This is a genomic window from Haladaptatus caseinilyticus (assembly GCF_026248685.1).
Lineage (GTDB): Archaea > Halobacteriota > Halobacteria > Halobacteriales > Haladaptataceae > Haladaptatus > Haladaptatus caseinilyticus.
In genome coordinates this window covers 785,834-799,751 of sequence record NZ_CP111036.1, presented here as the reverse complement: position 1 = coordinate 799,751, position 13,918 = coordinate 785,834, and the positions used below count along the sequence as shown (strand labels likewise).

At 59.4% G+C, this 13,918-nt stretch carries 13 protein-coding genes and 2 tRNA genes; 2 read left to right on the top strand and 13 right to left on the bottom strand.

Annotated features, from left to right (window positions below; genetic code table 11):
- Positions 1-468 precede the first annotated feature (468 nt).
- The 5 genes from OOF89_RS04525 to OOF89_RS04505 form a co-directional block, all read right to left on the bottom strand.
- Complete coding sequence (locus OOF89_RS04525) at positions 469-1,128, bottom strand: potassium channel family protein (RefSeq protein WP_266078855.1); 660 nt, start codon at positions 1,126-1,128, stop codon at positions 469-471.
- Between the two features lie 64 nt (positions 1,129-1,192).
- Entirely contained in the window at positions 1,193-2,617 is a 1,425-nt protein-coding gene (locus OOF89_RS04520; RefSeq protein ID WP_266078854.1) for an outer membrane protein assembly factor BamB family protein, read from the bottom strand.
- 231 nt (positions 2,618-2,848) lie between these two features.
- Positions 2,849-4,339, bottom strand: a complete 1,491-nt coding sequence (locus OOF89_RS04515) for a PQQ-binding-like beta-propeller repeat protein (protein ID WP_266078853.1) — start codon at positions 4,337-4,339, stop codon at positions 2,849-2,851.
- 196 nt (positions 4,340-4,535) lie between these two features.
- Positions 4,536-4,607: transfer RNA gene (locus OOF89_RS04510), tRNA-Thr, on the bottom strand.
- A gap of 78 nt (positions 4,608-4,685) precedes the next feature.
- Positions 4,686-5,300 (bottom strand): DUF7114 family protein, encoded by a 615-nt coding sequence (locus OOF89_RS04505; protein WP_266078852.1) that lies wholly within the window; start codon positions 5,298-5,300, stop codon positions 4,686-4,688.
- 58 nt (positions 5,301-5,358) lie between these two features.
- Between OOF89_RS04505 and OOF89_RS04500 the strand changes: the two genes are divergently transcribed.
- On the top strand, positions 5,359-6,057 hold the full coding sequence (locus OOF89_RS04500) for an enoyl-CoA hydratase/isomerase family protein (protein WP_266078850.1): 699 nt from the start codon (positions 5,359-5,361) through the stop codon (positions 6,055-6,057).
- 11 nt (positions 6,058-6,068) lie between these two features.
- Here the strand turns inward: OOF89_RS04500 and OOF89_RS04495 are convergent, their stop codons facing one another.
- Complete coding sequence (locus OOF89_RS04495) at positions 6,069-6,863, bottom strand: NAD+ synthase (protein ID WP_266078848.1); 795 nt, start codon at positions 6,861-6,863, stop codon at positions 6,069-6,071.
- Between the two features lie 191 nt (positions 6,864-7,054).
- Between OOF89_RS04495 and OOF89_RS04490 the strand changes: the two genes are divergently transcribed.
- Positions 7,055-7,125: transfer RNA gene (locus tag OOF89_RS04490), tRNA-Gly, on the top strand.
- Between the two features lie 133 nt (positions 7,126-7,258).
- Here OOF89_RS04490 and OOF89_RS04485 read toward each other — a convergent pair.
- From OOF89_RS04485 to OOF89_RS04455, 7 genes are all read right to left on the bottom strand, one after another.
- On the bottom strand, positions 7,259-8,428 hold the full coding sequence (locus OOF89_RS04485; protein ID WP_266078846.1) for a GAF domain-containing sensor histidine kinase: 1,170 nt from the start codon (positions 8,426-8,428) through the stop codon (positions 7,259-7,261).
- 240 nt (positions 8,429-8,668) lie between these two features.
- The gene (locus OOF89_RS04480) at positions 8,669-9,400 is read right to left on the bottom strand and encodes an Nmad3 family putative nucleotide modification protein (protein ID WP_266078844.1); all 732 of its coding nucleotides are present in this window, start codon (positions 9,398-9,400) and stop codon (positions 8,669-8,671) included.
- Positions 9,401-9,448: 48 nt separating this feature from the next.
- Positions 9,449-9,751 (bottom strand): DUF7577 domain-containing protein, encoded by a 303-nt coding sequence (locus OOF89_RS04475; RefSeq protein ID WP_266078842.1) that lies wholly within the window; start codon positions 9,749-9,751, stop codon positions 9,449-9,451.
- A 137-nt stretch (positions 9,752-9,888) separates the two neighbouring features.
- Complete coding sequence (locus tag OOF89_RS04470; RefSeq protein ID WP_266078840.1) at positions 9,889-10,974, bottom strand: PQQ-dependent sugar dehydrogenase; 1,086 nt, start codon at positions 10,972-10,974, stop codon at positions 9,889-9,891.
- 45 nt (positions 10,975-11,019) lie between these two features.
- Positions 11,020-11,928 carry an acyltransferase gene (locus tag OOF89_RS04465; protein ID WP_266078838.1) on the bottom strand — a complete coding sequence of 303 codons (909 nt, stop codon included), beginning with the start codon at positions 11,926-11,928 and terminating at the stop codon, positions 11,020-11,022.
- A 210-nt stretch (positions 11,929-12,138) separates the two neighbouring features.
- Positions 12,139-12,261 (bottom strand): hypothetical protein, encoded by a 123-nt coding sequence (locus tag OOF89_RS04460; RefSeq protein ID WP_266078835.1) that lies wholly within the window; start codon positions 12,259-12,261, stop codon positions 12,139-12,141.
- Positions 12,262-12,285: 24 nt separating this feature from the next.
- Positions 12,286-13,794, bottom strand: coding sequence for a heme-binding protein (locus tag OOF89_RS04455; protein ID WP_266078833.1), 1,509 nt, complete (start codon positions 13,792-13,794; stop codon positions 12,286-12,288).
- Positions 13,795-13,918: the final 124 nt, after the last annotated feature.

Sequence of the window (13,918 nt, the reverse complement as noted above, 5' to 3'; positions counted from 1 at the left end):
CCCAGTCGAAATCGGGCGCGCACAACACCTCTCTCCCATCCTCCCACTCCGCGCGCCCGGCACACACCACCCACATCCTCCCCTGACCCCGCTCCCTACCACCTCCATTTCGACACTCCCCTTTCCGAAGGTTGTCCCTTACGCCGCCGTAGACGTGTCCTGAGAACAGCAAACGGTGCCTACACCCCTGACAAACGGTTCATAACAAAGGTGGGTCCGGCCTTTCGTACAGTTGCGCCCGACGGCTCGGGCGCGAAGCGTGTCGCAGTCTCGCGGTGGGTTTCCGGCGGGGCCGGGGGCTCTGGCGGCGGGTTGGCTTCCCGTTACAGTGTCACCAATCTCCCCACGAAAGTTCTCGTCCCGGACGACCCTAGAATCCCGCGCTGCCCAATCGTTTTTCCTTTATCCCGAATTCGAGAGCCATGGGCTTCGGTAGCTGTTGTACAAAACGAACCGGGTAACGGATAGCTACGCTGACCCTTGTAATCGTTCCCGCACTGCCGGGAGTGCATCCCGTGCGGCGATGAGCGCGACACGGTCGCCACCTTCGAGCGCCGTTCCGGGAAGCGGTATCGTCATCCGTTCGTGTGACCGTCCGTGGGCGTATATTCGCGCGTCGGTCGGCAGCTCGACTGCCATGACGTGTGTACCGACGAGGGGGGAGTTCTCCGGAATGGTTATCGTCGTCAACTGCAAATTCGCCGTCAAATCCGCGATAACGTCGAAATCGCCGCCGAGGAGGGCGGTTTTCGCTCCAGCCGCGCCGAGGCGCTCGGGGTAGATGACTTCGTCCACGTCGCCCGCGAACTTGTGGTAGATGTCTTCCCGATAATCCGCGTCGATGCGCATGACGGTTCGACAGCCGTGATGTTTCCCGACCATACATGCCGCGAAGTTCACGTTCAGGTCGCCGGTTAACCCACCGATCGCGTCGGCCGAGTCGAGACCGGCCTCGGTCAGCACGTTCTCGTCCGACCCGTCGCCTTCGATGACCTCGAACCCTTCCTTGCGCGCACGTTCGACCTTGTCCGGGTCGTCCTCGACGATGACGAGGTCGTGACCCTCCTCGGTCAACACTCGGGCGGTTCGTAATCCGACTCGTCCAGAACCCACGATAACAAATCGCATGGGTATTCAGAGGCGTACCGAGAACAAAAGCGTTGGTGCAGTCGGCAGTCAGCCGAGAGGTCAACTACTGACAGTCGTCCTTGTCACCTCCCGAATCGTCTCCTTGGTCGTCATCCGAACCCTCGTCGCCGGAGCCATCGTCGCCGGAGCCATCGTCCGAGCTATCGTCGCCAGAACCCAGAACGTACAGCTCGGCGTGGTCGATGTACATGGAGTACGTTGTCGAATGTTTCGGATAGGTCGACGTGTAGACGTTCCCATCCGCGACGACGGGCGTGTCGGCGGCGGGACCGACGTCGTCGTAGTCCCAACTTCCGAAGGTGTATCGCCACTCACGTTCGAGTTCCGCGGTGCTGAGCGCGAGAACGACCGCGTCCCCGTACTGCAGATCGACGCCGGTTCTACCGGGAACGTACAGCGCGTTGTCAGCCACGGTAAGGTCGCCGGTTATCTCCATATCGAACTCGTCCGACCAGACGAGTTCGCCCGTTTCGGCGTCCATGACCGTTATTCCGTCGGGTTCGCCGTCGTTGTACTCCGCGAGGAACACGTAGCCGTCGCCGACAGCGAGTCGCCCGTGCTTGTCGTCGCTGACGCCGGGGCGGTACGCCCACTTGACGGTTCCGTCCGAAGCCGACCGACCCTGCACTGCGATGCCGTACTCGTCGGTTCTGATACCGTACACGCGGTCTGCCGTGGCCGCGTGGAGTGTGAAATCGGCGTTTTCGTCCTCGATACGCCACTTCTCCGTCCCGTCGTCGGCGTTCAGCGCGGCACCCTGCCGATAGAAGACGGTGGCGTCGGCGTAACAGGGTTCGGTTCCGACGTCCTTGTTCATCCAGACGATATCGCCGGTTTTGCCGTCGAATGCGAACCCGTACCCTTTCGCCTCATCGACGGCGAACAGCCGACCGTCGACGAATACCGGGTTCTCCCACTCGTAGGAGTCGGTTTTGTGCCACTTCGTCTCGCCGGTTTCGCGGTCGAGTGCAAAGAGGCCACCTTCGTCGTTGGCGGGATAGTCGTCGGTTATCGTGGCGAAGTAGACGTATTCGTCGCCGACCGTCGGCGTCTTTGGTTGCGGAACGTCATCCCGTCGCCACTTCTCTTCGCCCGCTTTGAGGTCGTAAGCGAGGATGTACCCCTTGCTTTCCGACGGGGCTGAACTGGTATCCGCGACGAGATAGAGGACGCCGTCCGCGACGACTGGTTCCCGGTTCCACATGCTCCCGTTCAAATCCATCGACCAGTCGGTCTGTACGTCCGTCTCCGGGCCGCTATCTGCCGTGAAACCTGTCCGTCCCGGATTTCCGTGATAGGTCGTCCATCCGGCCGGGTCGTTGCTACTGTCGGCGTTGTTGCTATCGTTGCTACCGTTGGCGTCGCTGTCGTCCTGCTGTGCGAGAGCGATGCCGGTTCCGGTGAGGCTCACTGCACCAGTTGCGACACCGACCGTCTTGAGGAACGTCCGTCTATCATTCGAAGGCATGCATTCCCCGTTTCCGATAGAGCATACTTGCTTATAATTATAGTAATTGAACAATTCTTGGCGTTAAATGTCTTTTAAATGAACAGAATTTTCAACATTCTCAAAAGTAAATAACGAATGGAATAGTGGTCAGTTAGTCGATACGACGACACTGGCTGTGTCGTGTCGCCCGCTTCCACTTCGTCTAAGCTCGGCGTCGCTTCGATGCAGGCTTCCGGCGGTTGGTCGCCCTCAGCAGTCGTTCTCGTCGCTGTCGCCCTGCTGGTCGTCGCTCGACCCGTCGTCTTGATCGCCACCGTTGCCAGCGTCACCGTCCTCTCCATCATCCGGATCAGTGGTCGAGTCGCTTGCGATGCGGTGGTCGGCGTCCGGTCGCTCATTACACGCTTCGAGGACGAACAGTTCCGAGTCCACGTATTCGGCGTATTGGGAGTCCCCTTCGAACGTCGGGACATACACCTTCCCGTCCGAAGCGACGGGGGTACTGGCGGTGTTTCGACTGTCGAGGACGTAGCTCCACTCGGACTCACCGGAGTCCGCGTCGATAGCGTAGACGAACGCCTTGTAATTGGCCGGGACTGGGTCCGGTTCAGATTCGGGGGCGTACCGCCCACCGAGGTAGACGGTTCCGTCGGCGACCACCGGGTCACCGTACATCGAGGCGAACGACTCGAACGTCCACTCCGGCGCGCCTGTCTCGGCGTCGAACGCATGGAGTTTCTGAACGTCGTCCGAACTCACATCCGGATTACCGTCGTGGGTGAAAACGAACACCTGTCCGTTTCCGATTGCGAGGTTAGTGATTTTGTACTCTCCCGGATCTCGGGGAATTATCTGTTTCCACTGTTCGGTTCCGTCCGAGGCCGACCACGCATGGAGTCGATAGCCCGGTTCCTCGTCCCGTCGCGCGGTACCGTACACGAGCCCGTCGTGAACCGCTTCCAACGATGCCATTTCTTGGGTCCACTTTACCGAACCATCATCCGCGTTCAGGGCTGTGCCGGTTCTAACGAACAACGTGCCGTCGGCGTAGCACACTTCACCGCTAACGTCGCTGGTCTCCCAGACGGTGTCTCCCGTTTCCGGATCGAGTGCGACCGTTCCGGATTCGTTCGAATACTCGCTGTAGGCGGTGTACAGATGGCCGTCTACGAGAACCGGATCTTCCCACTCGACATGGTCACCGCGACTCCACTTCGTCTCTCCCGTCTCCGCATCAAGTGCGAACAGGGTGTTTTCCGGCCTCCCTGCTTGGCTTCCCGGAACGTCGATTCCGAAGTACAGCGTCCCATTGCCAACAGTGGGTGTTTTCGGTGCCGGAAGGTCAGTGTGTTTCCACAGTTCGTCACCCGTCTCCGGATCGTAGGCGGCGATGAACCCGTCGCTCGCGTACGTTCCGGTATCCGTAGCGACTGCGAGGTACAGCGTCCCGTCGTGGAGGACTGGCTCGACGACGTACGAGCGAGTGCCGACGCGCAGTGCGCCGCCCGCGTCCATCGACCAGTCCGTCGTGGCATATGGGGCAGGACCGTCGTCGTCGGTTGCTCCGGTTCGTGCGGACCCGCCACGGAAACTCGTCCAACTACCGACGTCGCCCGTCTCGTCGCCATCGTCACTATCGTCGTCTTCCTGTGCGAGGGCGACACCGGTTCCGGTAAGTCCCGCTGCTCCAACGGCTACGCCGACCGTCTTGAGGAATGTGCGTCTGTTTTCTTCCGACATGCAGACGAAATACTCTCTCCCCATCCCTTTCCTATAAGTGTATTAAGGTGAGTAAAACTGTTTTATTTGTCATCTAATCGTCCAATACCGGATACAGTTTATGTTTTTATCTATTTATTTTTCATTTCGTATTCTTCCCCGACTGCATCGACCCTATGGGACGACTGCTCCGCTGTTCGGGGTAAAAAATCGAAAAAGCCTAGGCCGGGATTTGAACCCGGGCTCTCGTCCTTACCAAGGACGCGCTTTACCGCTAAGCTACCCAGGCGCAGGCATCTACTTCTACACACGGAACCGTCTTTAGGCGTTTCGATTCGCGTTAGGGAACGGCACTGGATGACGTGGGTTACTCGACGTGATTCGGTCGTCGTCGCGAGAGCTTCACGAGTCCCTCTTCCGTATCGTCCGGTAGGTTCGTCGTCGATTCGTGTTCGTCGGCTGCGCCGGCGAGTTGCTCGGCGTATCGCCGCGTTCCTGCCGGACGGTCACGGCCCGTTGCCGTCGTTCCCGCGACGATGGCGAGTTCGAACACGTCGGTTTCGAGCGCGTTGCTGGTCGTTCCTTCCGTTTGATTTCGTCCGAACGCTTTGACGGTTTGTACCGCCGTCCCGGCGGCTTCCGTCCGTGCGAGAAGCGAGAACCCCCGGGAGACCATCACGTCTGCCGCAAGGACGGCGATATTACTCTCCGTGTGCGGTGGCTCAGCGTTCCACGGTTCGTCGTACGCCAGCCGTCGCGTGAGTTGTAACCCTTCGTAGATGAGTTGGACACCTGCGGCGCGCCGTTCGACTGCGCTCGTCCCGGCATCACCACCGACTGCTCGCACGCTCAGCAACGTCAGCACACCCGGAACGATTCCCGACGACTCCAGTAGTTCGTCGATATAATCGCGGAGTCGCGCTGGCGTGATGTCCCCGATAGCCTCGCGCGCTGCCCCGCGCGCCCGCACGGCCTCTTCCATTATCGGGGCTTACGACGGAACTGCCAAAGACCTTTGGAAAGCGTCGCCAACTGGACGTATGATTCGCGTATCCGATGGTTCGGAAATTAGAACTGTCACCCTCGATCGCCCGAAGTCCCGCAACGCACTCACGCAGCAGGACCTCAACGACCTCGCGGAGGCCGTGGGAAACGCCGACCAAGCGGTCGTCTATCTCCACGGCGAAGGAACCGCGTTCTGTGCCGGTGCCGACCTCGATGTCGTGGCTGGGTTGGAGCAGGAATCGGCGACTGCGTTCGCGGAACACGGCCAGCACGTAGCGGACACGATCGAACGCGCGGAAAGCATCGTCGTCGCCGGGATCGACGGTTTCGCCCGGGGTGGTGGCGTCGAACTCGCGCTCGCCTGTGACGTCCGAGTCGCGACCCCCGACGCGACGTTCGCCGAACCGGGGGTCGGGCTCGGTATCTTTGGCGCATGGGGTGGAACTGTCCGCCTTCCGGGAATCGTCGGCATGGGCGACGCCCTCGACCTCGCGCTCTCCGGTCGAGTCGTGGATGCGGACGACGCCCTGCGAATGGGTTTGGTTTCGCGCATCGCCGACGACCCGCGAACCGTCGCGGAAGAAATCGCACAAAACACCCCCGACGCGCTCTCAGTCGTCAAAAACCGCGTCCGTGACCGGTCCTCGGCCGATGTACAGGCGGAACGCGAAGCCGAGGCGTTCGGTACCCTCGTGGCGAAGCACGCCGAGAACATCGCCGCTCAGCGCGATTGAGTCGGCGCGACTTACACCGATTCGGGTGACGGCGGGGCGGCGCGCTTGTGCTTGCTCCGGGCGAACATCGATTCGATTCGCGCAACGTCATCCTCGGTAACCCCATCGACCTGTCGTGCAGTTGCGGAGGCAGAAACCGGACCATCGACGTGCAGTGCCAGCACCGCATCGAGCGTGTCGTAGTCGATGCCCAACTCCTCTTCGTCGGTCTGCCCGGCCCACAGACCGGCGGTCGCTTCCTTTTCGGCGAGTTCGTCGGGGACGCCGACGTGCTTCGCGAGTTGGCGTACCTGCTGTTTGTAGAGGTTACCGATCGGATTGCAATCGACCGCTCCGTCGCCGTATTTCGTGAAGTAGCCAACCAGCGCCTCGGTCCGGTTTCCGGTGCCGAGAACGAGCGCTCCTTGGTGGTTGGCGACGAGATAGTTCAGTACCGCTCTCGTTCTGGCGCGGGCGTTGCCCACCGCCATCTGGTCACCCTCGGCCTCGGTGTATGCGTTCAGGAACTCGTCCACGATGGGGTTGATTTCGAACACGTCGTAGGGTATTTCGAGCTCGTTTGCGACCCACTCCGCATCGCTCATGTTATCCTCCCGGCTCACCGCACCGGGCATGACGAGGCCGTGGAGGTTTTCCTTTCCGAGAGCTTCCACTGCGAGGTAGGCCGTCAGCGTGCTGTCGATGCCGCCCGACAGTCCCAGGACCGCCGAATCGGCACCCGCCGCGGAAATCTGCTCATCGATAAAATCCGTGATGTGCTCGCGGTGAGCGTCGAGCTCCGACTCGGACAGTTCGAGATCTATCATGACCGGGTGTTAGTCTGCTAATGACTAAAACCTCCCCGACTGCGATGAATTTTTGGACGAACGTGGGACGGCGCTACGTTGAAGTGGTGTCGGGGTGTAGCAACGTTGGCATCGTTCGAGTGCACCGGCGGTGAGCAGATCCGATTGATTTGCGATCCTCGGCGCGTAAGAACGACCGAAGAGAGAGTCACGCGCCGGTGGTCTAGTGGCAGGACATGAGCTTCCCAAGCTCATAGCCCGGGTTCAACTCCCGGTCGGCGCATTCTGCGAGGAACGAACGTGACGAGCGGATGCGCTCGCAGGCGTCGAGCAAGCGAGCCGGAGCCGAGCGAAGCGAGATCGTCTCGCCCTGTTCGATCCCCGTCGTCGCGGCGTTCATCATCCGAACCCCGTTTTCAGATGAACTGGACGTTTTCCACTTCGAATCGTGCGCCACCCATCGTTCCGTCGGTTACCGAAATCGACCAATCGTGAGCGTCGGCGATTTCCTTGACGATGCTGAGACCGAGTCCGGTCCCGTCGCTGGTGGTCGAATACCCGGCTTGAAACGCTCGCTTGAACTTCTCCTTCGGAATTCCTGGACCGTCGTCCTCGAAGTAGAACCCCGAGCGATCTTCCAGCAGTCCGATATGAATCGTTCCTTCCGAATCCGTATGTTCGACGGTATTTCGAATCAGGTTCTCGAACGCCTGCTGCAGGAGGCTGTGGCTGCCGACGATCGTGGGGAGTACATCCCCTATCGATAGTGAAAGGCCCTCCGTCGCGGCGGTTTCCCACGCGTCATCAACGACGCTCCGGAGATGAACCGTTTCGGCGTCGAGATTCTGCTGTTCGATATGTGCGAGCGACAGCACGTCATCGATGAGCACCTCCATTCGGTTCAGCGCGGTTTCGACGCCGTCCAGATGTTCGTGTCTGTTCTCGGGCTCATCCCGGGCGAACTCGACGTACGCCTGTGCCACATTGATCGGATTTCGGAGGTCATGGGCGACGACGTTTGCGAAATCGTCGAGGCGATTTCGTTGTCGCGTGAGTTTGGCTTCTCTCCGTTCCCGCTCCAATTCGTAGCTGATCCACTTTCCCATCAGGTCCACGAGCGTGATATCCCAGTCGGTGAACTGCTCCGCCCGAACCGTTCGGTCGTAGAAACAAAAAGTTCCGTAGACCGCTTCGTTTACCACGACCGGTGTTCCGATGTAACACTGCACTCCCATCTCGGTGAACCCCGCACGGGAGGTCAGCTCCGGGGCTTCGGATTCGATGTCCGTCAGAACGAGCGTTTGTTCGGTATCGATTGCATACTCGCAGTTCGTTTCCTCCAGCGGGACGACGTCACCGGCTTCTGTTTCTCCGCTTGGGTCGTGGACGATTTCGAAGATATAATCATCGCCCTCGATGTAGGAGAGCGCTCCATACTCCGTTCCCAGCGCTTCCCTGCCGATTTCGAGCAGTTTCTCCACCTTTCCCTCGAACGGCTCGTCTTTGTCCGCGATGACGCGATAGATCCGTCTGAGAATGGTTGCCTGACGTTCCTGGTTCGCCCCGGATAGTTCGTCGCTTGTCATCTACGAAATCGCCCTTGCCATCTTGTTTTGTCGTGGCTGTGAATGGCGCCCACCACGTTCGGTCGAGATCCGGAGCGCACCGACGGGACGCGTGCCGACTCCGATCTCCGTTACATCACGTCTCGATGCTTCCGTCGTTTCTATTCGACACGGGGAAATCATGTTCTAACTGTGTCAAATTCGCGCATTGTAGAACGCTTTCGATTCCATCAGCATAAAATAACCTGCTGTACACCCCGGTTACCCCGTCTTATCGACGAGTTGACCGAAATCGCGGTTCTCCACCAGTGAAATGAGCGCCTTCGTTTCATCTCGGTTAAACTTCATCGGTCTGCGCCACCATGGTCCCTTTCCCGAGTCGCTGGAGAGTTCCGTCACGATTCGATTCGCCTCCGTCCCCGTCTCGGGACTACTCAACGGCATTGCTCGTTCGTACAACATCGAATCCTCCTCTTTACCCGCCACCAACACCTCGGCATCGAACGTCTCGCGTTTCACGTGCGCGTTGTTCTCGAAAACGTTCCGAACGTCGTTTTTGGAGCCCGCAAACTCGGATTCGGACATCGGTTCGCGCGCCAACCGAAACTGCCCGATGATATATGCCCCCCAGCGAGGGGAAATCCATTCGTGGTCCGGTTCGTCCATCGTCGAGAGCGTCGCGTAGAAAAAAACGAAATCTCCCTCGCCTAGTTCCAAAAGCGGTCGAGCTTTCACGCCGAACGGGTCGCCGTAGGTGTACCGTTCACAACAGGGATACTCCGCAAACTCCGGGTCGAGATGGACGGGAAGGTCGTCCGTGCCTTCGGGGAGTTCGACCGAGAGGTCGAGATCTGCGTAGGTCGGAACCGCACGACCCGTCGGCTCCGATTCGGGGATCGGGACGTATTCGAACCGCCCGTCCGAAAAAATCGGGCCGCGGACGCCGGGCTGGTTGGTATTTGCGGCGACGTTAATCGCGACGGCGCGTGGCATAGCTCTTCGTGGGGACGCGGATGGGAAAAGCGTGGCTACCACGCTCCACTACCAAACCCCGAGGGGTCCGATACACTCCCGACAGAACGTGTATTCCGCACCGTTTTCCGTCCCACAATGTGGACATCGACGAATGCTCGGGTCTGCCTGATTTGCCTCGCTGAACTCTTCGAGAACGCTTTCCTTTCGAACCTCGTCCGGCGCACCTCGCTCCGCGCTCGATGGCGTCGACTGAAGGAGCGGCGAATCCTCGTCGCTCCGGAGGAAACGATAGATGAGTAGCTGCAGTCCTGCGAAGAGGACGACGTACAGGATGATCCACCCCCAGACGTTCATGCTACGATATGACATACGCCGTCATGCTACTTGGTAGCTTCGCACATTTTGTCCACAAATTTTAGAACGTTCGTTGATTGGTCGTCGAACTGGCCGTTTGTGGCCACTCATTACTCTCGTCTTTACTGCGTTCGAAAAAACGCGGGTAGGAGTTATGCTGGTTGAAGCTTCAGCACTCGATCGTCCTGTGGCGCGGGCCCTGCTGATCGTCCATCCTGATTGCTGGTCGTCACGTACAGATGGTCCTCCGGTCCAGTGAAAACGGTTCGCAGGCGCCCGTACTCGTTTTCCAGCAGGCGTTCCTGTTCGACTACGTTCCGTTCGTCGATTCGAACGCGGTGGAGATGCTGCCCCACGAGCGTTCCGAAGAAGAAATCGCCTCGCCATTCGGAAATCGGTCCTGTGTAGAACGTCGCGCTTCCAGGTGCGATAGTCGGCGTGTACGTCGCAATCGGGTCGGTGAACTCCTCGCCTTCGCTTTCGCCGGTGACGGTCGGCCACCCGTAGTTGTTCCCCGCTTCGAGGACGTTGATTTCGTCGTTCGTGTCGGGGCCGTGTTCCGTACTGAATACCGTTCCATCCCGTAACGCGAGGCCCTGCGGGTTGCGATGACCGTATGTGAACACTTCGTTCCCGAACGGATTGTCTGGATGTGGCGTTCCATCGAGCGACAGTCTAAGGACTTTTCCTGCCAACGACTCTTTGTCCTGTGCTAGCTCCGAATCGGTAGCGTCACCCGTGGTGACGTACAGCGCATCGTCGTAGATGGCAAGTCTGCCGCCGTTGTGGATCGACGAGGCGGGTATGTCGTCGAGAATCGTGCGGTCGCGCTTGAACCCGTCTTTGATACGATGACGGACGACTCGGTTTGTGAGCCCTGCCGACCCATCGTACGTCTGGTAGGTGTACGCGAAGTTCTCGTCGTTCGGGTGGAGAACCAATCCGAGGAGACCGCCTTCCCCTTCGTGGGCGATTTCGTCGGTGATGTCGGCGACGATTTCGTTGCTGTTCGGGCGAATACGACGAATCCGACCCGGTCGCTCCGTGAGATAGAGATCGCCGTTAGAAGCGAAGGCCGTCCCCCATGGCACTTCGAGGTTCATAGCGACCGTCTTGATCCGAACTCCCGGACCCATATCCGTAGTCGAGGTTTGCGTCGCACTACCGGACGATTCCATACACCCGGCGAGTCCGGAGATCCCGAGCGCCATCGTCCGCAAGTACGTACGGCGTCGCATAGTATAGCTCACGACCTCACAGGAGAAAAGCGGTGTGGTGTCGGATTAGTTCGATGTATTCGATGGACCGAGGTCGCGCTGGAACTCGTCGAACACCTCGAAATCGTCGGGCAGTTCGGAGTCGATTCGTCGTGATTCTTTTTCCGTCGGTGGTGCGTCGTCGAGGGGGACCGTTTCGTCCTCCCACCCGGGTTTGATTTTGATGCTTTTCGCGGGCATACCGACCGCGATGTGGTGCGCCGGAACGTCGCTCTGGACGACTGCGCGCGCGCCAACGATGGAGTCCTCACCGACTTTTACTCCCGCACGAACCATCGAGTCGTACGTTACTCGCGCATCGTCTTCGATGATAGTGTGGAAGTTCGTCACCTCGGTTTGGTCCACGACATCGTGGTCGTGCGTATAGATGTGGACTCCGTCGCTGATGGAACATCGGTCGCCGATTGTCAGTTTTCCGCGGTCGTCGAGATGTACATCGTCGTGAATGACCGTGTTGTCACCCACCGTGATGTTGTGCCCGTATGTCATTGTGACTCCCTTGAAGATGCGGAGGTTGTCACCCGCCTCCTCGAAGAGGTGGCTCGCCAGCATCTCACGAAAACGGAGGGCAAACTCGACGTTGTCGGCCATCGGTGTCGCGTCGAACTGTCGCCACAACCACTGGAGGTGTTTCGATTTCCGGAACTTCTCCTCGTCTTTTTCCGCGTAGTACTCGCTTTCCAGCGTCGAGTTACAGGGGTCGTAACTCTGGAGTCGCACGCGTTCCGCGTTCGACACTGGTTCGCCGTTCTGCCACGCCTCATAGGCGTCGCGGTCACCGTGGAGGTCGACGAGCACCTCCTCGACCACCTTGCACGTATCCTCGTCGCTGGCGAGCCGTTCGTCTACTTCGTCGATGAACCCGCGGACGCCCGCTTCGGCGGACTCGGGGAGCGTAACGTGTCGCTTTGTCATATCCTTATTTCACCCTCGATTTTCTTATCGGTTAGTTACTCTTCCGAGGGCATGGGGGTTTTGGTTCCGGCGGGCAGTGTGACTTCTTCGGGCCATGGTTTCAACTGGAAAATCGAATGACCGTGGGTAGTTATTTGTGGCTCACGTTCACTTTCACTCCGCACTTTCCAAGCTTGTACACCAGCGTTCCGGTCATCGAAGCGACGGAGGTCAGGCAGACGCCGAAGCCCGAAATGCGACCCATACGAGAAGGATTCCAGCGATAATCGCACCGTCCTTGCCGACTCGTTCAACGGTAGCCTGCCAGCCCATGTTCATCTCGGCGGTAATCATTCGGAAATGATATCCCTTCCCTCTCTACGCCAAAAACACGTGTCGAGGCCTGTCGGCCAAGACGTCCCGACCCCAACTAACGGTGTCGCTGAAGGCGTCACTGCGGAAGAACGCCATTGCGTCCTCCTTCGAGCGCCACTGGCTGGCAATGAACATGTCGTTTTCGTCCTCGTGGTTCGCCAGGAGGTCGGTGTCGAAGTGACCCTCCATATCTTCGAGCACGCCGCCGACGGTTTTGAACTTGTCCACGAAGTCCTCCCGTTTGTCGGGCTTGACGGTGTAGAACATGCCCATCGTCCCGAATCCGCTCTCATCACCCGCTCGGGCGACGATTCCGGGGAGGTCCGCGAGGAAACCGCCCGCCGTCTCCGCCGCGCTTTGGGTCTTCCAGATGCTCACGACCGCCGAGCGGTCGGCGCCTTCGTACACCGCTGTCTTGACATGTGTGTCGTAGTGATCGAAGTTTTTCCGGAGGCCGTCTACCTCGTCGAACAGGTCGTCCGCGTCCTCCTCGGAGTAGAGCACCATCGCATACACGTCCTCGCCGTGCGGCTTTCCGGCGTAGATGTCGAGGTCCTCGAGTTCGCCGCGAATGTTCTCGGACTCGTCATCCTCGTCTCCGGATTTTTCGTGGTGATGGCCGCCTTCGCCGTGTCCACTTTCGCCGTGGGCATCACCGTGGTGCGGACTCGTGCCCGCGTTGCTGTGACCATGTGCGTGCGCATCGCCGTGGGGATGGGCGTCCTCCGGAACTGGGACTTCCTGGCCGTCCATGAACGCCGGGAGGTCTTCGGGCGGGAAGCGCCGTCCGAAGTAGAACGACCCGAACTCCGCGAAGCGCGAACTTCCCTCGTCGAAGCGCATCTCGTACAGCAGGTCTTTGATGTGGGTCGGGTCATTGCTGAACAGGTCGACGCCCCACTCGAAATCGTCCATTCCGATGCTTCCGGTGATGATCTGGGTGACCTTTCCGGCGTAGCCTTTGCCGATGTCGCCGTGGCTGGACATCATCTCGGCGCGCTCGTCGAACGGCGTGTCGTACCAGTTGTCTTCCCCGGTTCGGCGTTTGCTCATCGGGTAGAAACAGATGAACTCCGCGTCTGGAACGTCGGGATAGAGTTTGCTCGCCACGTAGCGCGCCATCCCCGTGTCTTCGATGTCGTCCGGATCTTTGACCATCTCATCGGAGGTGTATCCGCCGACTTCCGTCACGGAGACGTAGGAATCGGTTCGTTCCGTAAAGTCGGCGAACCCGGTTCGCTCGAACGCTCGCTCAGCCGTGTCGAGGTCGTTCATTTCCGGACGGAAGTGAACGACCAGCAGGTCGGCCTTGTGCCCCATGACGCTGAAGACGGCGGACGACCCGTCGTCCGCGTCGGTGACATCTTCGCGCGCCTGAAGGAACTCGACGCCGTCCGTCAGTGCGCTCTCTCGAACTCGCTCGGAAGCGTCTCGCCACGCGTTCCAATCGATGGTTCGGAAATCGTGGAGTGCGTACCATCCTTCGCGCGTCGGTGGGACTTTTCTCGGCATAAGCGGGGGTTAGGAGCGACCGGACAAGGAACTTTTGAGTCGCCTCGGAACTTTCACATCGACGCTATTGATATTACTGCGGACAGTGTCGCTCCGACCGAAAGCCTTTCAAAAACACGACTTA

Bases quoted from the DNA above. Each gene is read 5' to 3' on its own strand.
- OOF89_RS04475 (WP_266078842.1), bottom strand. From the start codon at position 9,751: ATGTCATATCGTAGCATGAACGTCTGGGGGTGGATCATCCTGTACGTC.
- OOF89_RS04470 (WP_266078840.1), bottom strand. From the start codon at position 10,974: ATGCGACGCCGTACGTACTTGCGGACGATGGCGCTCGGGATCTCCGGA.
- OOF89_RS04485 (WP_266078846.1), bottom strand. From the start codon at position 8,428: ATGACAAGCGACGAACTATCCGGGGCGAACCAGGAACGTCAGGCAACC.
- OOF89_RS04520 (WP_266078854.1), bottom strand. From the start codon at position 2,617: ATGCCTTCGAATGATAGACGGACGTTCCTCAAGACGGTCGGTGTCGCA.
- OOF89_RS04505 (WP_266078852.1), bottom strand. From the start codon at position 5,300: ATGGAAGAGGCCGTGCGGGCGCGCGGGGCAGCGCGCGAGGCTATCGGG.
- OOF89_RS04465 (WP_266078838.1), bottom strand. From the start codon at position 11,928: ATGACAAAGCGACACGTTACGCTCCCCGAGTCCGCCGAAGCGGGCGTC.
- OOF89_RS04480 (WP_266078844.1), bottom strand. From the start codon at position 9,400: ATGCCACGCGCCGTCGCGATTAACGTCGCCGCAAATACCAACCAGCCC.
- OOF89_RS04460 (WP_266078835.1), bottom strand. From the start codon at position 12,261: ATGATTACCGCCGAGATGAACATGGGCTGGCAGGCTACCGTTGAACGA.
- OOF89_RS04495 (WP_266078848.1), bottom strand. From the start codon at position 6,863: ATGATAGATCTCGAACTGTCCGAGTCGGAGCTCGACGCTCACCGCGAG.
- OOF89_RS04500 (WP_266078850.1), top strand. From the start codon at position 5,359: ATGATTCGCGTATCCGATGGTTCGGAAATTAGAACTGTCACCCTCGAT.
- OOF89_RS04455 (WP_266078833.1), bottom strand. From the start codon at position 13,794: ATGCCGAGAAAAGTCCCACCGACGCGCGAAGGATGGTACGCACTCCAC.
- OOF89_RS04525 (WP_266078855.1), bottom strand. From the start codon at position 1,128: ATGCGATTTGTTATCGTGGGTTCTGGACGAGTCGGATTACGAACCGCC.
- OOF89_RS04515 (WP_266078853.1), bottom strand. From the start codon at position 4,339: ATGTCGGAAGAAAACAGACGCACATTCCTCAAGACGGTCGGCGTAGCC.